The organism is Phenylobacterium kunshanense, assembly GCF_003254525.1.
In the GTDB taxonomy this organism is placed as follows: Bacteria; Pseudomonadota; Alphaproteobacteria; order Caulobacterales; family Caulobacteraceae; genus Phenylobacterium; species Phenylobacterium kunshanense.
Genome location: NZ_QFYS01000001.1, coordinates 599,803 through 619,009 on the forward strand (window position 1 = coordinate 599,803; position 19,207 = coordinate 619,009).

Below are 19,207 nucleotides of genomic sequence, written 5' to 3' on the forward strand. Positions count from 1 at the left end.
AGCGTACGCGCAAACCTTTCGGCGTGCGCCACTTCCGGACTCTGGCTGCGATCCCAAGCGCGGACATCGATGGGCGGGTCTGGTGCTGTCCGCGCCAACGACACCTCTCGTTAGGCCCAACGCCGCCACTATGAGCCATGGCTCGACCGCGACCGTTTCCCTATGCGGAGCGCGCAGAACGCTTTCGGACGGCCCAGCAGGCCCTGGATGATGCTTGTCGTCACCCACTGTTCGCTGGAAGAGCCGCCGCCCTTGACGCCTTCTGGTCGGCGCTTGAGGGCGCGCTGCCGGAAGGGTTCGATCAAGCCTTTCAGCAAGTGAAGGCAGGTGATCCAGCCGGCGCAGAACTCCTCATCGAGTTCCTTGAAGCCGATCCCCGCTTCTTCCGATCCGGCTATTTGAAGGCTGATGCCGCCCAATACCTGAAGCGCGTGGGCCTCACGGAGACGCAGCGCGAGCGCCTCCGAGAGGTCATCGTGAAGGTCGTAGCGAGTCGGGACGGTCGGGAGCTACGTCGATACTGCCATCTGGCGACTGTCCTCGATGCCCCGGCTTTTCGCGACGAACTGCAACGCCTCGCCACCTCGTCGGACGCGGGCGCTCGCCGTCGGGCCAGTTGGGTATTGGCCGCATTGAGCTGACCCAGGGCCGACGTGATGCAGCCGCTGTGGCTGATCGGCTGCGCGCCAACAATTCGCCTTGCCCCCGCAAAGCGAACGAGCCTCCCGCCCCCCTACTTCTGCACCGGCCGCATCATCGTCGACCGCGGCGGCGCCCCGGCCGCTTCCGCGTCGCCCACCGCCTCGGCCAGCAGGCCGTCCACGAACGCCGGCAGCCAGGAGTTCCGCCCCGGCTTCATCCGCTCGGCGCGGTAGATGTGGCCGAGGTCGGCGTAGGCGCGGTCGAAGTTCTTGTTGACGATCACGTAGTCGTAGAGCCGCCAGTGGCGGATCTCCTCCTGCCCCAGGCGCAGGCGCTGCTCCATGATCTCCTCGCTGTCCTGGGCCCGGGCCTTCAGCCGCCGCTCCAGGTCGCCCCAGGCGGGCGGCAGGATGAAGACCCGCACGGCGTCGTCCGGCGCCTGCTCGGCCACCTGGGCCGCGCCCTGCCAGTCGATGTCGAAGATCACGTCGTGGCCGGCCTCCAGGGCCGCCATCACCGGCGCCTTGGGGGTGCCGTAGTAGTTGCCGTTGACGGTGGCCCACTCCAGGAACTCGCCCGCCGCGATCATCGCCTCGAACTCAGCGCGGGTCTTGAAGTAGTACTCGCGCCCCTCCTCCTCGCCGGGCCGCGGCGCCCGCGTGGTGGCCGAGATCGAGAGCATCAGGCTGTCGTGGTCGGCGACGAGCGTGCGGGTCAGCGAGGTCTTGCCCGCGCCGGCGGGGCTGGACACCAGCAGCAGCAGCCCGCGCCGCACGGTCTCCCACGGCTTGCCATGTTCGTCAGCGCTCAACCCAACCTCCGAAAGACGTAACACGGCTCCCCATAGCGGCCTTCGGCCCGCTACTCCACATTCTGAACCTGCTCGCGGAACTGCTCGATGGTCGCCTTCAGGTCCAGGCCGATCGTCGTCAGCGCCCCGAGCTGCGACTTCGAACACAGGGTGTTGGCCTCGCGCATGAACTCCTGGGTCAGGAAGTCCAGCCGCCGGCCGACCGCGCCGTCGGCAGCCAGGAGGCCGCGCGCGGCGTCCACGTGGCCCGAGAGGCGGTCCAGTTCCTCCTGCACGTCGGCCTTCACCGCCATGGCGGCGGCCTCCTGCACGATGCGCTCCTCGCTCGCCGCCTCGCCGGCCAGCTCCTTCAGCCGCGCCTCGAACCGGGCCTTGATCGCCGCCGGCTGGCCCGCCGCCGTGGCGCGCGCCTGGCCGGCCAGCTCGCCGATCCGGTCCACCTGGCCGTTCAGCACCGGCGCCAGGGCCTGGCCCTCCTCGCGCCGCGCGGCCAGGAGGCCGTCCAGCGCCTGGCCGATGGTGGCCGCCATGGCCGCCTCCAGCGCCGCCTGCGCCTCGGGGTCCAGCCCCGCGTCGTCGGCCTCGACCACCCCGCGCAGGGCCAGCAGGCCGTCCATGGCGGGCGGCTGCGCCCGGCCGTCGGCCACATAGGCCGAGGCCAGCGCCAGATAGCGCTCGAGCTGTTCCACGTTGATCCGGACGGCCGCCGCGCCTTCCGAGCGCTTGGCCTGCACGCCGACAGTCACCTGGCCGCGCTGGAAGCGGCTTTGCGCCCCCTCGCGCGCGGCCCGTTCCAGCCCCTCGAACCCCGGCGGCCCGCGGAAGCGCACTTCGAGATTGCGGCCGTTGACGCTCCGCGCCTCCACGGCCCAGGTCCAGCCCGCCAGCGCGCCCTCGGCCCGCCCGAACCCGGTCATCCCCGAAATCGACATCTGTCCTCCCGCGCCGCGACAGCCTGGCCGCCGCGCGCCGGAGATACACGAATCTCGCCGTCAGCCCACCCTTGCGGGCTGGTCTGCGTCAGGCGAACGCAGCCTGACGCCGCCGCAGGGCCGCGCCCGCCGCGCCGAAGCCCAGGATCATCAGCGCCCAGGTCCCCGGCTCGGGCACCACGCCGCCGCCCAGCCGCTCGTACTGGATCTCGGCCACGTTCGCGACTTCGCTGGTGAACCAGCCCACCTGGCTGAAGGCGGTGTCGCTGATCACGCCCAGGAACGTGAAGGTGTGGAAATCGTAGGCCGCGGCCGTCGCGAACGTCGTCTGGCCGTTGATGATCAGGAAGTTCGTCTGCGGCAGGTTGGTGTTCACCAGGACGCCGAACGCCTTCACCGCGTAGGGCAGCGTCACCCTGACGCCCTGCTGGGCATAGAAGAAGTCACCGAGATCGAACCCGGCGGGGCTCTGATCCATCGACAGGCTTTGGCCCGAGGTGCTGTTGTAGAAGTTACCGACCACGCCACCGCCCGGGCCGCCGACGAAGTCGTAGGTCAGAGCGCCCAGCGTGCCGCCGTCGGCGATGGTCGTCCCCGCGGCATAGCCCGAGTAGTCCTCGGTCGTCAGGCTGCCCGCCGCCGCCTCGAAGGCCGCCTGCGAGGTGAACACCGTCACCGCCGCCGCCGCGGGCGTCGCCAGCGCCAGCGCCGCCGCCGCCCCGATCAGCCCCAGTATCCCATTGCGCACCGCAAGCATGTCCCGACAGCCCCTGATGTTGTGACCGCGCACGGAGTCGCGCCGGCTTTGGGGTAACTCTGATCGGTGACGTTGTTACCGTAAACCGCACACCCCTCTCAGGCGAGCCGCTACGCTCAAGCTCAACGGGGAAGAGACCTACCGTCCGGCGCCCGCCGCCCGGTCGCGCTCGATCTGCCGCCAGCGGGCGACGTTGGCCTGGTGCTGCTCGTAGGTGGCGGCGAAGGCGTGGCCGCCCGTGCCGTCGGCCACGAAATAGAGCTCGTCGGTCTTCGGCGGGTTCAGCACCGCCGCCAGGGCCTCGCGGCCGGGGTTGGAGATCGGCGTCGGCGGCAGGCCGGTGATCCTGTAGGTGTTGTACGGCGTCTCCCCCGCCAGCTCCGAGGCGCGGATGCCCCGGCCCAGGGGCCGCCCCTTGGTGATGCCGTAGATGATCGTGGGATCGCTCTGCAGCATCATCCCCGTGCGCAGGCGGTTGACGAACACCGCCGCCACGCGCGGCCGCTCCGACGCCACGCCCGTCTCCTTCTCGACGATCGAAGCCAGGATCACCGCCTGTTGCGGCGACGAGATCGGCAGGCCCGGCTGGCGCGTGGCCCACAGCTCGGCCAGGAGCTCGTCGTGCGCGTCCCGCATCCGCTGGATCACCGCCGCCCGGTCCTCGCCCCGGCGCACCTGGTAGGTGTCGGGCAGGATGGAGCCCTCGGGCGGCTCATCGGCCACGCCGGTCAGCACGGGATAGGCGTTGACCGCCTCGACCACCATGCCGCTGGTCCAGCCTTCGGGAATGGTGATCTGGCGCCGGATCACCTTGCCGGCGCGGATGTCGGCCAGCACGCTGGCCATCGAGGCGCCCGATCCGAACTCGTACTCGCCGGCCTTCAGCTCCGCGGCCGCCCCGGTAAGCCGGGCCGCGAGGCTGAAGAGCCCGGCGGAACCGATCACCCCGGCGTCGTCGAGCGCGGTGGCGATCTGGCCCACGCCCGCGCCGCGCTCCAGGACGACCGCCGTCGCGTCGCCGGATGCCGCCTTCGGGCCGGGGCCGACATAGGTCCACACGGCGGCCAGGGCCAGCAGGATCGCCAGCCCCAGGGCGATCAGGCCGCCGCCCGCCGCGCGGCGGCTCAGGCGGCGCTTCCGGGTCACGCGTACTTCTTGAAGATCACCGAGGCGTTGGTGCCGCCGAAGCCGAAGCTGTTCGACATGACGACATTGATCTCCATCGGCTTGGCCTTGTGGGGCACGAGATCCAGCACCGTCTCGACGTCGGGATTGTCGAGGTTGATGGTCGGCGGGGCGATCTGGTCACGGATGGCCAGGATCGAGAACGCCGCCTCGATGGCGCCGGCCGCGCCCAGCAGGTGGCCGGTCATCGACTTGGTGGACGACATGGCCTTGCCGGGCGCCGCGTTGCCGAGCAGGCGCTCGACGGCGCCCAGCTCGATGCCGTCGGCCATGGTCGAGGTGCCATGGGCGTTGATGTAGTCGATGTCGGACGCGCTGAGGCCGGCGTCCTTCAGGGCGGCCTTCATGGCCCGGAAACCGCCGTCGCCGTCCTCGACCGGGGCGGTGATGTGGTAGGCGTCGCCCGAGAGACCGTAGCCGACCACCTCGGCGTAGATCTTGGCCCCGCGCGCCTTGGCGTGCTCCAGCTCCTCGATCACGAACACCGCCGCGCCCTCGCCCATGACGAAGCCGTCGCGGTCCTTGTCGTAGGGCCGGCTGCCCTTCTCGGGCGTGTCGTTGAACGCCGTGGCCATGGCGCGGCAGGCGATGAAGCCGGCGATGCCCACCGGCACCACGCTGGCCTCGGCCCCGCCGCAGATCATCACGTCGGCGTCGCCGTACTTGATCAGCCGGGCCGCGTCGCCCATGGCGTGCGCGCCGGTGGCGCAGGCGGTGACGACGCTGTGGTTCGGCCCCTTGAAGCCGTAGCGGATCGAGACCTGGCCGCTGGCCAGGTTGATCAGCGACGAGGGGATGAAGAACGGGCTGACCTTGCGCGGGCCGCGCTCGTGCAGCTCGATGGCCGTGTCGGCGATGGTGCCGAGGCCGCCGATGCCCGAGCCGATCATGACGCCCGTGCGCTCGCGGCTCTCCTCGTCCTCGGGCGTCCAGTTCGCGTCGCGCACCGCCTCGTCGGCGGCGGCGATGGCGTAGAGGATGAAGTCGTCGACCCGCCGGCGGTCCTTGGCCGACATGGTCTGGTCCGGGTCGAAGCTGCCCTCGACGTCGGGCCCGCCGCCGCCCCGGCCGTCGATGCGCGGCACCTCGCAGGCGATCTGGCACGCATAGTCCGTGGTGTCGAAGGCGGTGATCTTCCCGGCGCCGGACGTGCCGGCCAGGATCTTCTTCCAGGTCAGTTCGGTCCCCTGCCCCAGCGGGCTCAGGATGCCGATCCCCGTGACGACGACTCGACGCATGGCGCTACCTCAAACGAAAACCGCCGCGCCCGCGGGGAGGTCCCAGCGACGCGGCGGCCCTTGATTCCGTATCAGCGGGCGAGATCAGCCGCCCAGCCGCTCCTGGATGAACTTCACGGCGTCGCCGACCGTCTGGATATGCTCGGCGGCGTCGTCCGGGATCTCGATGTCGAACTCTTCCTCGAAGGCCATGACCAGCTCGACGTTGTCGAGGCTGTCGGCGCCCAGGTCGTCGATGAAGCTGGCCTTCTCGGTCACCTTCTCGGGATCGGCATCGAGGTGTTCGATCACAATCTTGCGGACGCGTTCAAGAACGTCGGACATGTAGCTGGTCCCTCAGGGGTTAGTCGGTGTCTGCATCAACGACGGCGACCGCGAAGTCAACTGCCGCTTGGGTGTTCAAATCGGGGGGCGCGTACCACGTTCCCCCCGGGGTGGCGAGCGTCAGATCATCACCATGCCGCCGTTCACGTGCAGCGTCTGGCCCGTCACGTAGCCGGCCTCGTCGGACGCCAGATAGGCGCACGCGGCGGCCACGTCACCCCCCGCGCCCAGCCTGCCGGACGGGATGGTCGACAGGATCTGCGCCTTCTGCTGCTCGTTGAGCGCATCGGTCATCGGGCTCTCGATGAAGCCCGGCGCGACACAGTTCACGGTGATGCCACGGGTGGCCACCTCCTGCGCGAGCGCCTTGGAGAAGCCGATCATTCCGGCTTTCGAGGCCGCATAGTTCGCCTGGCCTGGGTTGCCCATCACGCCGACCACCGAGGTGATACCGATGATCCGGCCGAAGCGCCGCTTCATCATTCCGCGCATCGCGGCCCGGCTGAGTCGGAAGTAGCTCTCGAGGTTGACCTTCAGGACGGTCTCCCAGTCCTCGTCCTTCATCCGCATCAGCAGGCCGTCCTTGGTGATGCCCGCGTTGGCCACCAGGATGTCGATGGGCGCGCCGGCCGCGGCTTCAGCAGCCTCGATCAGGCGGTCGACCGCGCCCGAATCGGAGAGGTTGGCCGGCGCGACCGAAACGCGCTCGCCGAGGCTCGCAGCCAACTCCTGCAGCACAGCCTCGCGGGTGCCAGACAGCACCACATGGGCGCCCTGGGCGTGAAGCGTCTTGGCGATCTCGGCGCCGATGCCGCCGGTGGCGCCGGTGACGAGGGCGGTCTTGCCGGTCAGGTCGAACATGCGTCCCTCCTCAGAGGCATTGGGCGAAGGCTTCGAGGTCGGCCGGCGCGTTCAACGGCGTCGCCTCGGCGTCGGGGGCGATGCGCTTGGCCATGCCGGACAGCACCTTGCCGGCGCCAGCCTCGGCGAAGCGGGTCACCCCGCCCGGACCGGCCATCCAGGTTACGCTCTCGCGCCAGCGCACCCGACCGGTCACCTGCTCCACAAGCAGCCGGCGGATGGTCTCGGGATCATTGGTGGGTTGGGCGGTGACGTTGGCGACCACCGGCGCACGCGGCGCCAGGATCGTGGCGGCCGCCAGCGCCTGCGCCATCTCGTCCGCCGCAGGCTGCATCAGCGGGCAGTGGAAGGGTGCGGAGACGTTGAGCGGAATGGCCCGCGCGCCTAGCGCTTTGGCGGCCTCGATGGCCTTGTCCACGGCGGCCTTGTCGCCCGAGATCACCACATTGCCCTGGTTGTTGTCGTTGGCGACCACGCAGACGCCGACGTCCGAGCCAGCCTTGGCGGCCTCTTCGGCCAGCGCCAGGTCCGTCTTCGGTCCGATGAGCGAAGCCATCGCCCCCTGCCCGACCGGCACGGCGCGCTGCATCGCCTGGCCGCGCAGCTTCAGCAGGCGCGCGGTGTCCGACAGGCTGAGCGCCCCCGCCGCCGCCAGCGCCGAGTATTCGCCCAGACTGTGACCGGCCACAAACGCGGCCTTCTCGATCCCGATGCCGAACTCCTTCTCCAGGGTCCGCATCACCGCCACGCTCACGGCCATCAGCGCGGGCTGGGCGTTCTCGGTTAGGGTGAGCTGGTCCTCGGGCCCGTCGCGCATCAGCGCCGACAGCTTCTGCTGCAGCGCGTCGTCCACTTCCTCGAAGACCTCGCGGGCGGAGGCGAAGGCCGCGGCCAGCTCCTGGCCCATGCCGACGGCCTGGCTGCCCTGTCCTGGGAAGAGAAAGGCGAGGCTCATGACGATCCCGCTCCTGGTGATTCCAAGGCGCGAGGGTTAGGGGATAGAACCGCCAAGAACAAGAATGACGAGTAGGGGAGTGAACGCATGAAGGCCGTGATCCGGCGCGAGAAGCGCCTGGTGTGTGACGAAATCGCAGAGTTGCAGCCCGGCGAAGGTCAGGTGCTGGTCAAGACCCTGGCCTGCGGAATCTGCGGCTCGGACCTCCACGCCCTCCATCACATGGAGCACATGATCGACCTGTCCCGGCGCGCCGGCGCGGCCGACAACGGCTTCGATCCCGCCGCCGACACCGTCTTCGGTCATGAGTTCTGCGCCGAGATTCTCGACCACGGCCCAGGCTCGCCCAAGACCCTCAAGGCCGGCGCGCGCGTCGTGAGCATGCCGGTGACCATGCACAACGGCGCGATGGAAGCCCTGGGCTTCTCCAACCGCCTGCCCGGCGGCTTCGCCGAGCGGATGCTGCTCACGGAAGCCATGGTGCTCGAGGTGCCGAACGGCCTCTCCACGGACCACGCCGCCCTTACGGAGCCGTTCGCCGTCGGCGCCCACGCGGTCGCAAAGGCGCGCATGGAACCCAGGTCGGTGGCGCTCGTGGTCGGCTGCGGCCCCGTAGGGCTTGCGGTCGTTGGCGCGCTGAAGGCCCAGGGCCATGGCCCCGTGATCGCCGCCGACTTCTCGCCTCGCCGCAGAGCCGCGGCCGAACGTCTGGGGGCGGACATCGTCATCGACCCCGCCGTCGAGAACCCGCACGACCGCTGGGAGGCCTTGGGCGTTCCCAAATCCCGCGCCGCGCAAGGCATGATGGCGATGATGGGTAATCCGGTCGCGCGCCCTGTCGTGTTCGAATGCGTCGGCTCGCCTGGCGTGCTCCAATCGCTGATCGAAGCGGCTCCGGCAGGCGCTCAGATCGTCGTCGCGGGCGTCTGCATGGAGACGGACCGCATCGAACCCTCGATCGCGATCACCAAGGAGATCGAACTCACCTTCGTGTTCGGCTACACGCCTGAGGAGTTCGCCCTGACGCTTCGGCAGCTTTCCGAGGGCATCATCGACGTCTCGCACCTGGTGACCGGCAAGGTGGGCCTGGAGGGTGTGGCGGGGGCCTTCACCGCGCTTGGCGATCCCGAAGCGCACGTGAAGATCCTGGTGCAGCCAGGCCTCTGACCCGCCGGGTCGCCACCACCGCTACCGAAGAATACCGCGGTCACGCAGATAGGCGTCGGCTGCTGCGCGGAAGGCCGGGCTTGCCACCCCGTCCATCGGCCCCGCGTAGTAGCCGTGTCGCGCGAGCAACGCTTGCGTCTCCGCGACAGTGGTCGCTGGCGCGATGACCAACGTCGCCAGTTCGTCACCTCGACCCGGGCCCGACGGTGCGCTCGGCGCCGGAATGCCCAGGGCGGCGCGCTCCGTCGCCCCAAGCTGGCGGGCCACCGCCAGCTGCTTCTGGCGCGCCGCCGGATCACCTGCTTCCGCCGCTCGCGCGAACCAGCGGTAGGCCTCCGGCAGGTTCCGATCCACGCCCCGGCCGCTCTCGTAGAGCAGGCCCAGATTGTACTGGGAATCCAGGACTCCCTGTTCGGCGGCCTTGCGAAACCAGTGAGCCGCGTCGGCCACGTCCCGCACGCCCCCTTCGCCCTGCATCAGGAAGAGGGCCAGGTTGTGCTGGGCGAACCGATCGCCCGCCTGGGCCGCCCGCACCGTCCACTGGCGGGCCGCCGCCAGGTCCTGCGGCAGTCCGCCCTGCCCCGTCTCGTGGAGGCTAGCGAGGTGAAGTTGGGCTTGTGTGTCTCCGGCCTCGGCCAAGCTCGCGAGCCGCGGCAAGGCGCTGGCCTCTCCCCGGGCCAAGGCGTCCGAGACCGCCACGTAGCTATCCTGCGGCTGGGGCGCGACAGGTCCGGAAGACGCCTCGCCCCCGACCGCCGCCCGCGGCTCCTGGTCAGGCCGAGACTGCAGGCGCTCGGCCACCGGCGGAAGGAGGCGCGACGCAAGAGCGGGGTCGATCACCAGCATCGCTCCAGCGCCCACGACGCCCAGAGCCGCCACCGCGCTCGCGGCGACCATCACCGTACGGGCAGATGAGGGGGTCTGGCGGACCGTCCCGGCCTCTGCTGCGGCGCGGGCCCGGCCGAGCTGTTCCAGCATGAGGTCCAGTCGCGCGCTCATCGCCGCCTCGCGCGCGGCCTCGATCCCGGGCTGCGCCTCCGGCCGCCGGGCGACCTGCTCGGGCGCCGCCCGCCGTTCGCTGGCTACCCGTTCGGACCCGACCTCCAACGCCGTCAGGCGCCGGGCGAGATCGTCGAGAGAATGGATCAGGGGGACGAGCGTGTCGCCCAGGACAACGGTCGCGCGATCGTCGGCCAGACGCCGCTCCGCCTGGCTGAACACCACGCGCAGCTGGTCAATCGCCACGCGCGTGCGTGCGTCACCAGACTCCCAGGACTCCGGGCCTGCCCCTATGGGCCAGCCCCCATCGTCGGCCATCCGCCCCTCTCGAGCCGGCCGCATGGCCGCTTCGCGTTCGATGTTACACGGAACCGGGAGTCGAGCGTAAAGCCCAGTCTGTCGACGGACCGACGCGTCCGTCGGTAGGCGCCATTCATCTTTTATCGCAGGCAGAACGACGATCGCGCAACGAGCCTCTTCCTTTCCGCGCGTCCGGCCCTAGGTAATCAATCGCGCCGCTTTCGATCAGAACACGCCGGAGGAACCAACATGAAGCGCCTCGTCTTCGCCGCCGCCGCGACGGCCCTCGTCGCCGCCTCGCCCGCCGCGGCCGCCCTCAAGCCCGGCGACAAGGCCCCGATGTTCAATGCGTCAGGCTACCTCTCGGGCGATCCGGTCAACCTGTCGCTCGCCGAGGCTCTGAAGAAGGGGCCGGTGGTGCTCTACTTCTTCCCGGCCGCCTACACGAAGGGCTGCAACCTGGAAGCCAGCCTGTTTTCTCAGGCTGTGGATCAGTTCAAGGCGAACAAGGCCACGGTGATCGGCATTACCGCCGGCAATACCGACCGCCTCGCCACCTTCTCCAAGGACACCGAGCACTGCGCCGGCAAGTTCGCCGTCGCGGCCGACCCGGGCGCCAAGATCGCCAAGCAGTACGACGCCGTCCTGACCATGAAGCCGGACTGGTCCGATCGCACCTCCTACGTGATCGCGCCGAACGGCCAGATCCTGCACGCCTACTCCAAGCTCGACCCTACCGAGCACGTCAGCGAGACCCTGGCGGCGGTGAAGGCCTATAGTCAGAAGAAGTAGCGGCGCCCATCGGCGCCTCGAAAACCCTTGCTCCGGCGGGGGTTTTCGCCTATTGGCCCGCCTCTTCACGGAAGGCGGTCTCACGCGGAGCCTTCAAGGGCCGGGAAACTCCCGGTCGCCGCGTCGCAGATCCATCGTATCCGGCGGTCTTCCGCCCCCGGACGCGCCGCCTCCCACAACGGAAGAAGGACCTATGGCGCTCTACGAGCACGTCGTCATCTCGCGGCAGGATATCTCGCCGCAACAGGCCGAAGCCCTCAACGATCAGCTGAAGCACCTCATCGAGGAAGGCGGCGGCAACGTCGCGAAGATCGAGTACTGGGGCCTCCGGAACCTCACCTACCGGATCAAGAAGAACCGCAAGGGTCACTACTCCCTGCTGGCCATCGACGCCCCGTCGGACGTGGTCAAGGAGATGGAGCGTCAGCTGTCGATCAACGAAGACGTGCTGCGCTACATGACCGTTCGCGTCGACGAGCTCGACCTTGAGCTTTCGCCGATCCTCGCCCGCCGCGATCGCGACCGCGAACGCCGCGACGACGCCCCGCAATTCTAAGAAAGGGAGGCTCTCGCAATGACCGACGAAACCTCCGCCGCCCCGGCTCCGGCCGCCGGCGCCTCCGCGGGTGGCGCGCGCCGCCCGTTCTTCCGCCGCCGCAAGGTCTGCCCGTTCTCCGGCGCCAACGCCCCGAAGATCGACTACAAGGACGTGAAGCTGCTCCAGCGCTACGTGTCCGAGCGCGGCAAGATCGTGCCGTCGCGGATCACCGCGGTGTCGGCCAAGAAGCAACGCGAACTGGCCAAGGCCATCAAGCGCGCTCGCTTCCTGGCCCTGCTTCCCTACGTCGTGAAGTAAGGGAGCGCGGCACATGAAAGTCATTCTGCTCGAACGGCTGGAAGGCTGGGGAACGCTCGGCGACGTGGTCACCGTCAAGGACGGCTACGCCCGCAACTTCCTCCTGCCCCGCCAAAAGGCGCTCCGCGCCAACGCGGCCAACCTCAAGGTCTTTGAAGCCCAGCGCGCCGAGATCGAGGCCCGCAACGCGAAGACCAAGGAAGCCGCCGGCAAGGCTGGTGAGAAGCTCGACGGCACGTCGTACATCATGATCCGCCAAGCGGGCGAGAGCGGTCAGCTCTACGGCTCGGTCGCGGGTCGCGACGTGGCCGACGCGGTCAACGCCGAAGGCGGCAAGATCGAACGCTCGATGGTCGTGCTGGACAAGCCGATCAAGACGCTCGGCCTGCATGAAGTGAAGGTTCGCCTCCACTCGGAAGTCACCGTCACGGTCACGCTCAACATCGCCCGCAGCCAGGACGAAGCCGAGCGTCAGGCCCGCGGCGAGAACGTGATCAACGCGCAGTTCGAGGAAGAGCGCCTCGCCGCCGACCAGGCGGCGGCCGACCTCCTTGAAGGCGGAGCCGGCCAGGCCGCGCAGGACTACGTCGAGGCCTGATCGGCCTGACAACTCACGAAGGATTGCGGCGCGGAGGCCTCCTCCGCGCCGTTTTCTTTGGTCACTGTTGCCGAATTGTCATTTGCGTCAAAAGCGACGCTTCCTAGCCTCTTCCCCAACAACGACCGAGGCCGGACGTCCGGCCCAACAAGGGGAACGCCATGCATCGTCGCCACATCCTGCTCGCCGCGGCATCAGCCGCCGGCCTTCTGACCGCCGCCGCGCCCGCCGCCGCCCAGACTGGCGACTCGGAGGTCACGGAACTGGTCGTCACCGGCACCCGCGCCGCAGGCCGCACTGCCCTCGACACCGCCGTACCGGTAGACGTTATCAGCCAGGACAGCCTGAACCGCGTCGGCGTCACCGAGGTGAACCAGGCGCTCTCGGTCGCCCTGCCCTCGTTCAACTTCCCGCGCCCGGGCTTGGCGGACGGCACCGACACCATCCGGCCCGCCACCCTGCGCGGCCTTGCCCCCGACCAGACGCTGGTGCTCGTCAACTCCAAGCGCCGTCACTCGGCCTCGCTGGTCAATGTGAACGGCACCATCGGTCGCGGGTCGTCGGCGGTGGACCTCAACACGATCCCTTCGGCCATGGTGCAGTCCATTGAAGTCCTTCGTGACGGCGCCTCCGCCCAGTACGGCTCCGACGCCATCGCCGGCGTCCTGAACCTGCGCCTGCGCGAGGCGTCCAGCGGCGGGAATCTCACCGCCACGTACGGCGCCCGAGTCACCGACGTCAGCACCCTCGTCCAGGCGCCGCCCACCGGCGCCAACTGGACCGTCGCGGACAAGGCAAAGTACGACCGTACCGACGGCGAGACGATCAACCTGTCGGGCTGGGTCGGCCTTCCCCTTGGCGCTGACGGCTTCCTCACGCTCGCCGGTGAGTACCTCGACCAGAAGAAAACCATCCGCACCGCCCCGGACTGGCGCCAGCAGTATCCGCTCGTGAACGGCGCCTTCGACCCGCGCGAGGCCAGCTTCGATCGATACAACGCCTGGTTCGGCGAGCCGGATCTCGAGCAGTATTCGCTGTTCGCGAACGCCGGATACAATCTCAGCGACACCACCAAGCTCTACGGGTGGGCCAGCTACCAGAACCGCGATTCGACCTCGGCCGGCTTCTTCCGCCGCGCCCTGGACGATCGGAACGTCATCCAGATCTATCCCGACGGCTTCCTGCCCCTGATCAATCCCGAGGTGGAGGACATCTCCGGCGCGGTCGGCCTGACTTGGAAGCTCGGCGAATGGGACATGGACACGTCCCTCGTCTACGGCTCGAACCGGATGGACTTCACCATCCGCGACACCCTGAACCGATCCATCGGGCCGACCAGCAAGACGGTCTTCGACGCCGGCGGCTTCAAGTACGAGCAGGCCGTCTTCAACTTCTCGGGCGTGCGCACCTACGACGTGGGCCTGGCCACGCCGCTCAACGTGGCGGCCGGGGTCGAAGTCCGGCGCGAAGGGTACGAGATCTTCGCCGGCGAGCCCGACTCGTACCGCAACGGCGGCGTGCTGCTGAACGGCGCGCCGACCCCCTCGGGCGCCCAGGTGTTCCCGGGCTTCCGTCCGGCCAACGAGGTCGACAAGCACCGGACCAGCGTCGGGGCCTACCTCGACCTGGAAGCCAACCTCACCGAACAGCTCCTGATGTCCGCCGCCGTCCGCGCAGAGCACTATTCGGACTTCGGCGAGACCGTCACGGGCAAGCTCGCCCTCCGCTACGACGTGAACGACAACTTCGCGATCCGCGGCTCTGTGCAGAACGGCTTCCGTGCCCCGTCCCTGCAGCAGCAGTTCTTCACCGCCACCTCGACCAACTTCATCAACGGGGTGCCGTTCGACATCACCACCTTCCCGGCCACCGATCCGGTGGCGGCGGCCCTGGGCGCCAAGCCGCTCGACGCCGAGGAGTCGCTGAACTTCGCCGTAGGCATCGTCTACCGCGAAGGACCGTTCAACCTGACGATCGACGCCTACCGCATCGACGTCGACGATCGGATCGTGCTGTCCGAAAACCTCACCCAGGCGAACGTCCGGGCCTTCCTCCAGGCCCAGGGCTTCATCGGCGTCGGGGGCGGCCGGTTCTTCATCAACGGCGTCGACACCGAGACCTGGGGCGTGGACATCATCGCCAACTACCGGCTGGTGACCGACACGCTCGGGACCTACGGCTTCACCGTAGGCGCCAACTTCAACAACACCGACGTCACCCGCGTGCCACAGACGGCCCAGCTCGCGGCCCTGAACCCCGCCCCGATCCTCTTCGACCGGGTGAATATCCTGACCTTCGAGGAAGGCACGCCGGAGTCGAAGCTCAACGCCTCGGTCGACTGGAGCCTCGGGGCGTTCGGCGCCACGCTGCGCGCCACCCGCTACGGTCGCGTCCTCAGCCCCGGCACGACTCCGACGCAGGATCTCGTCCTGACGCCGAAGACGGTGGTCGACGTCGAGGCCCGCTGGAATGTCACCGAGAAGATCCGCCTCTCGGTCGGCGCGGACAATGTCTTCGACGAGTATCCCACGAAGACCCCGCCGGCGCTGAACACCACGTCCAACACTCCATTCTCCAACTACGCTCCGTTCGGCCGGTCCGGCCGGTATGTCTACGGACGCGTGTCCGTGAACTTCTGACGGCCGATCTACGACCGAATCTGACGGCGGCGCGGGCGAGAGTCCGCGCCGTCTTCATTTGGAGCGCGACGCTATGGCGCAGCTTTATCCACAGGCGGAATTTGTGTGTGGACGGCTTCTCAAATGTGTCATCGGGCGCGGTGATCGATGTCCCCAGATTGGGTACCGATAGGTCATGGCCCTCGTCCCGGCGCTCGACCTTCGCCCCGTCAACACCGACGTCCCGATCGCGCACACGCCGTCCAACGTGGAGGCGGAGCAGGCGCTGCTAGGCGCGATCCTGTACGACAACGCCGCCTTCGAGCGTCTGGGCGACAATCTGCAGGCGCGGCACTTCTACGAGCCGTTCCACCAGCGCCTGTACGCCGCGATCGAGACCAATATCCGCAAGGGCCAGCTCGCCGAGCCGATCCTGATGGCCGAACAGTTCAGCCGCGACCCGGCCTTCGAGGAACTGGGCGGCATCCGGTATCTCGCCGATCTGGTCGACCGGGCGCCCCCGGCCGCCAATGCGCCGGACTACGCCCGCCTCGTCTATGATCTCGCCCTGCGACGCGACCTCATCCGCATCGGCGGGGAGATCGCCACGACGGCCCAGCATGGCGACGCCGAACTCGACGCCCGCGACCAGATCGAGGCCGCCGAGCAGCAGCTCTACCAACTCGCCGAGACCGGCGGCGTCTCCTCCGGCTTCGTCAATTTCGCGGACGCCCTGCGCGGCGCGGTGGCCATGGCCGCCGAGGCGCACAGCCGCGACGGCGGCCTCGCAGGCCTGTCGACCGGCCTGATCGACCTGGACCAGAAGATCGGCGGCCTGCACCCCTCCGACCTGGTGATCCTCGCGGCCCGTCCGTCGATGGGGAAGACCTCGCTGGCGTGTAACATCGCGTTCGACGTCGCCCGGCACTACGCCTGGGAGCCCCAGCCCGACGGCTCGAAGAAGACGGTCCGCGGCGGCGTCGTCGCCTTCTACTCGTTGGAAATGTCGTCCGAACAGCTCGCCATGCGTCTTCTGGCGGAGGTTTCGGGCGTGTCGGGGGACCGCCTCCGCAAGGGCGAGATCGACGCCATGGAGTTCGGCCGCATCCGCGACGCCGCCCTCGAGATCCAGGAAGCGCCGCTCTACATCGACGACACCGGCGGCATCACCCTGGCGAAACTCACCGCCCGCGCCCGCCGCCTGAAGCGAATGGTCGGACTCGATCTGATCATCGTGGACTACCTGCAGCTCATCACCACCGGCGCCGGCGGCCCCGACAACAGGGTGCAGGAGGTCTCGATGATCACCCAGGGCCTCAAGGCCCTGGCCAAGGAGCTGTCGGTCCCCGTCATCGCCCTGTCCCAGCTCTCCCGCCAGGTCGAGAACCGCGAGGACAAGAAGCCCCAGCTCTCCGACCTGCGGGAATCCGGCTCGATCGAGCAGGACGCCGACATGGTGATGTTCGTCTACCGCGAGAGCTACTACCTCTCGCGCCTGGAGCCGCGCGAGGGCACCGAGGAACACTTCCGCTGGCAGGAGCAGATGGATCAGGTCCGTGGCATGGCCGAGCTCATCATCGGCAAGCAGCGTCACGGTCCCATCGGCACCGTGAAGGTCAGCTTCAACGAGGATCTGACCAAATTCGGCAACCTCGCCCGCGATCACCATCACCGCTACGAGGAGCACTAGCGGCGCGCCTACCAATCCGGCTACGCCTCCGCTGATGCCGCACCCGCCCGACCACGCTGTCCTGACCATCGACCTGGACGCCCTGGCGCACAATCGCGCCGTCCTCGCCGCCGAGGCCGCCGGCGCCGAGATCGGGGCCGTGGTCAAGGCTGACGGCTACGGTCTGGGGGCCGGGCCCGTGGCGCGCCGGCTCTACGCCGAGGGCGCACGGAGTTTCTTCGTGGCCCGCGTGAGCGAGGGCGAGGCGTTGCGGAGTGAACTCGGCGCGCGGGACGCGGCGATCTACGTCCTCGACGGCCTGCCGACCGGGACCGCGGACCGCATGGCGGCCGCGCGCCTCATCCCGGTGATCTCGACCCTGCCCCAGGCCAACGCCGCCCTCGCCCGCGCCGCCGCCATGGGCCGCTATGCGGTGGCGCTGCAGGTGGATACCGGCATGAACCGCCAGGGCCTCACGCTCCCGGAGGTCCGCGCCCTGCTGGCGACGCCAGGCGCCCTCGATCGCCTGGAGGTCGTGCTGGTGATGAGCCACCTCGGCTCGGCCACCGTTCCTGGAGAGGCGCGCAACCCCGCTCAGCTCGCCCGCTTTCGTGAGGTCCGCGCTCTGTTTCCGGGGGTTCCGGCAAGCTTTGCGGCCTCGGCCGGGGCCTTCCTCGGAGTGGACTACCGGCACGACCTGGTCCGCGGCGGCGTCAGCCTCTACGGCGGCGGGCCGGAGGAGCGTCCCGACGGGCGTCTGAAGGCCGTCGCCACCCTCACCGCCCCGATCCTCGATATCCGCAACCTCCAGCCGGGCGATCGGTTGAGCTATGGGGAGGTTTTCACCGCCGTACGCGCCGTGCGCGCAGCCGTCGTGGCGGCGGGATACGCCGACGGCATCCTGCGCGGTGCGGCCGGCAAGGGCTACGCCTGGGCGGCCGGGGCGCGCCGGCCGCTCCTGGCCGTGAACATGGACCTGACGATCATCGAGATCGGGGACGCGCCGTTGGCGCCCGGCGAGTCGGTGGAGCTCCTGGGCCCCAACGTCCTCATTGATGACCTCGCCACAGCAGCCGGCACGGTGGCGCACGAGATCCTGGTCCGCCTCAGTCGCAGGGCCGAACGTGTCTACCTTGGAGATGTCGCCTAATCCGCCTTGGCCAAGGCCTCCAGGCGGGCGACGCCCACTGCATCTACGGCGGCTTTCAGCTCGGCAATCGTCACTCCATCGCCCCGCGCCTCGACCATGAAGCGCTGGCCGACCAGGACGCTGTACTCTCCGGATTTCGCGGCGCGATCGTAGCTCTCCTGGGTCAGCCGCCCATCGATCGTGTCCACGCGCTCGTAGCCGGTGGCGGTTTCCTTCGACGACTTCACCTTGAACGCGCTGGCCATCCCGGCCAGGGCTCCAGCCTCGCCCAGGTCGGTCACCTGTAAGCGCAGGTTCGCCCCCGCCCGTTCATAGGTGGCCTCGGCCTGGGAGCCCTCGATCCCAGCGGCGGCGCCGCTGGACGCCTCGACTTCGGTCCGCGTGAACCCGGACACGCTGCCGGGCAGCAGCGCCTTGAGCGCGTCCGGGTCGCTGGCCGCCAGACCCTCGCCCGACTGGATCCTCCGGGCGGCCTCTTGCGCCCGCTCGGCCTGAGCCTCGAGACGCCCGAGGTCCACCTCGCCCTGACCAGGCACGGTCACCTTGCCGCTCATCGCGCCGGGGCCCGCCATCCGCGCCATCCGGTCGACGCCCATGATGCTGTTCGTGGCGATCGCGGCGACGATCGACGCCAGGATGGCCACCGCCACCACGGCGCCGAAGTAGGGCATGGCCCGCTCCGGCGGAGCCTTCATCAGCTTCGGCAGGCCGACGTACAGCAGATAGAGGCTGTAGAGCCCGCCCAGGAACGCCAAGATCCCGAGTTGCGGCACGATCATCACCGCGCCGGCCACCCAGCTCGCGGTAGGCGCGTAGGCCGCCACCTTGATGGCCTGGGTGTGGTCCTGGACGGCGCCGAAGGTCTTGGCGAGGCCATTGATGACCACGCCCAGAATGAACACCATCGCCACGCCGAGGCCGTACTGCAGCAGCGCATTGCCCACGACCCACAGCGGCGACGGTCGCCAGCTGAAGCCAAAGCCCATGAAGCCGCCGCTGATCCCAAACGTCATGAGGCCGATGGCGCCGGCGACCGCCGGGATCGCCGCCAGCGGCAGAACCCAGCCCCGAAACAGCCCGCCTACCGTCGCCGGCTCGACGTCGATCTGATCCCACGTGGCCGAAGGCCGAGTCAGCAGCGCCTTAGCCCGCGCCACCATCCCCGCGCCGGCGGCGCCAGGTTCCACTACGCTCATGCCGTGCACTCCCTCGCCCATTTACCTGGCGACACCCTGGGCCGGCCGGAGGTCCGCCGCAAGTCGTGGGACAGGGTCAGATAACGGGCGCCGTGAACCCCGTTCTGCACCGTGCGTTGACACCGTGACCGTCCGACGTATGTTCCGCGCGCGCGGC

19 protein-coding genes are annotated in these 19,207 nt (G+C 69.1%); 9 read left to right on the top strand and 10 right to left on the bottom strand.

The annotated features are described in order from the left end of the window. Positions 1 to 137 precede the first annotated feature (137 nt). Complete coding sequence (locus DJ019_RS20750; protein ID WP_133255239.1) at positions 138 to 641, top strand: hypothetical protein; 504 nt, start codon at positions 138 to 140, stop codon at positions 639 to 641. Positions 642 to 733: 92 nt separating this feature from the next. Here the strand turns inward: DJ019_RS20750 and gmk are convergent, their stop codons facing one another. The 8 genes from gmk to fabD form a co-directional block, all read right to left on the bottom strand. Continuing rightward, positions 734 to 1,453, bottom strand: a complete 720-nt coding sequence (gene gmk, locus DJ019_RS03100; RefSeq protein WP_111274503.1) for a guanylate kinase — start codon at positions 1,451 to 1,453, stop codon at positions 734 to 736. Positions 1,454 to 1,503: 50 nt separating this feature from the next. Then, positions 1,504 to 2,385, bottom strand: a complete 882-nt coding sequence (locus DJ019_RS03105; RefSeq protein WP_111274504.1) for a YicC/YloC family endoribonuclease — start codon at positions 2,383 to 2,385, stop codon at positions 1,504 to 1,506. An 88-nt stretch (positions 2,386 to 2,473) separates the two neighbouring features. Continuing rightward, a complete protein-coding gene (locus DJ019_RS21515; RefSeq protein ID WP_205854072.1) occupies positions 2,474 to 3,142 on the bottom strand; it encodes a PEPxxWA-CTERM sorting domain-containing protein in 669 nt (222 codons plus the stop codon). Positions 3,143 to 3,280: 138 nt separating this feature from the next. After that, complete coding sequence (gene mltG, locus DJ019_RS03115; protein WP_111274505.1) at positions 3,281 to 4,288, bottom strand: endolytic transglycosylase MltG; 1,008 nt, start codon at positions 4,286 to 4,288, stop codon at positions 3,281 to 3,283. Beyond that, the gene (gene fabF, locus DJ019_RS03120; RefSeq protein ID WP_111274506.1) at positions 4,285 to 5,565 is read right to left on the bottom strand and encodes a beta-ketoacyl-ACP synthase II; all 1,281 of its coding nucleotides are present in this window, start codon (positions 5,563 to 5,565) and stop codon (positions 4,285 to 4,287) included. Before fabF ends, mltG begins: the two co-directional genes overlap by 4 nt. Positions 5,566 to 5,649: 84 nt before the next feature. Then, positions 5,650 to 5,889 carry an acyl carrier protein gene (locus DJ019_RS03125; protein ID WP_068877152.1) on the bottom strand — a complete coding sequence of 80 codons (240 nt, stop codon included), beginning with the start codon at positions 5,887 to 5,889 and terminating at the stop codon, positions 5,650 to 5,652. A 120-nt stretch (positions 5,890 to 6,009) separates the two neighbouring features. Next, a complete protein-coding gene (fabG, locus tag DJ019_RS03130) occupies positions 6,010 to 6,750 on the bottom strand; it encodes a 3-oxoacyl-[acyl-carrier-protein] reductase (RefSeq protein ID WP_111274507.1) in 741 nt (246 codons plus the stop codon). Positions 6,751 to 6,760: 10 nt separating this feature from the next. Next, positions 6,761 to 7,705 carry an ACP S-malonyltransferase gene (gene fabD, locus DJ019_RS03135; protein WP_111274508.1) on the bottom strand — a complete coding sequence of 315 codons (945 nt, stop codon included), beginning with the start codon at positions 7,703 to 7,705 and terminating at the stop codon, positions 6,761 to 6,763. An 87-nt stretch (positions 7,706 to 7,792) separates the two neighbouring features. On the opposite strand from fabD, the gene DJ019_RS03140 reads away from it, so the two are divergent. Next, a complete protein-coding gene (locus DJ019_RS03140) occupies positions 7,793 to 8,872 on the top strand; it encodes a zinc-binding dehydrogenase (protein WP_111274509.1) in 1,080 nt (359 codons plus the stop codon). Between the two features lie 21 nt (positions 8,873 to 8,893). On the opposite strand, the gene DJ019_RS03145 is transcribed toward DJ019_RS03140, so the two are convergent. Next, positions 8,894 to 10,189 carry a tetratricopeptide repeat protein gene (locus DJ019_RS03145; RefSeq protein WP_165843872.1) on the bottom strand — a complete coding sequence of 432 codons (1,296 nt, stop codon included), beginning with the start codon at positions 10,187 to 10,189 and terminating at the stop codon, positions 8,894 to 8,896. A 231-nt stretch (positions 10,190 to 10,420) separates the two neighbouring features. Between DJ019_RS03145 and DJ019_RS03150 the strand changes: the two genes are divergently transcribed. The 7 genes from DJ019_RS03150 (at position 10,421) to alr (ending at position 17,854) form a co-directional block, all read left to right on the top strand. Further along, on the top strand, positions 10,421 to 10,963 hold the full coding sequence (locus tag DJ019_RS03150; RefSeq protein ID WP_111274511.1) for a peroxiredoxin: 543 nt from the start codon (positions 10,421 to 10,423) through the stop codon (positions 10,961 to 10,963). 193 nt (positions 10,964 to 11,156) lie between these two features. After that, complete coding sequence (gene rpsF, locus DJ019_RS03155) at positions 11,157 to 11,519, top strand: 30S ribosomal protein S6 (RefSeq protein ID WP_111274512.1); 363 nt, start codon at positions 11,157 to 11,159, stop codon at positions 11,517 to 11,519. A gap of 18 nt (positions 11,520 to 11,537) precedes the next feature. Then, a complete protein-coding gene (rpsR, locus tag DJ019_RS03160; RefSeq protein WP_111274513.1) occupies positions 11,538 to 11,819 on the top strand; it encodes a 30S ribosomal protein S18 in 282 nt (93 codons plus the stop codon). Positions 11,820 to 11,832: 13 nt separating this feature from the next. Next, positions 11,833 to 12,417, top strand: a complete 585-nt coding sequence (gene rplI, locus DJ019_RS03165; protein WP_111274514.1) for a 50S ribosomal protein L9 — start codon at positions 11,833 to 11,835, stop codon at positions 12,415 to 12,417. A 161-nt stretch (positions 12,418 to 12,578) separates the two neighbouring features. Continuing rightward, positions 12,579 to 15,056 (top strand): TonB-dependent receptor plug domain-containing protein, encoded by a 2,478-nt coding sequence (locus tag DJ019_RS03170; protein ID WP_111274515.1) that lies wholly within the window; start codon positions 12,579 to 12,581, stop codon positions 15,054 to 15,056. Between the two features lie 175 nt (positions 15,057 to 15,231). Next, the gene (locus DJ019_RS03175; RefSeq protein WP_111274516.1) at positions 15,232 to 16,725 is read left to right on the top strand and encodes a replicative DNA helicase; all 1,494 of its coding nucleotides are present in this window, start codon (positions 15,232 to 15,234) and stop codon (positions 16,723 to 16,725) included. A gap of 34 nt (positions 16,726 to 16,759) precedes the next feature. Beyond that, entirely contained in the window at positions 16,760 to 17,854 is a 1,095-nt protein-coding gene (gene alr / locus DJ019_RS03180) for an alanine racemase (RefSeq protein WP_111274517.1), read from the top strand. On the opposite strand, the gene DJ019_RS03185 is transcribed toward alr, so the two are convergent. Then, entirely contained in the window at positions 17,851 to 19,050 is a 1,200-nt protein-coding gene (locus DJ019_RS03185) for a Yip1 family protein (protein WP_165843873.1), read from the bottom strand. The two genes, alr and DJ019_RS03185, sit on opposite strands and share 4 nt — an antisense overlap. Between the last annotated feature and the right edge of the window lie 157 nt (positions 19,051 to 19,207).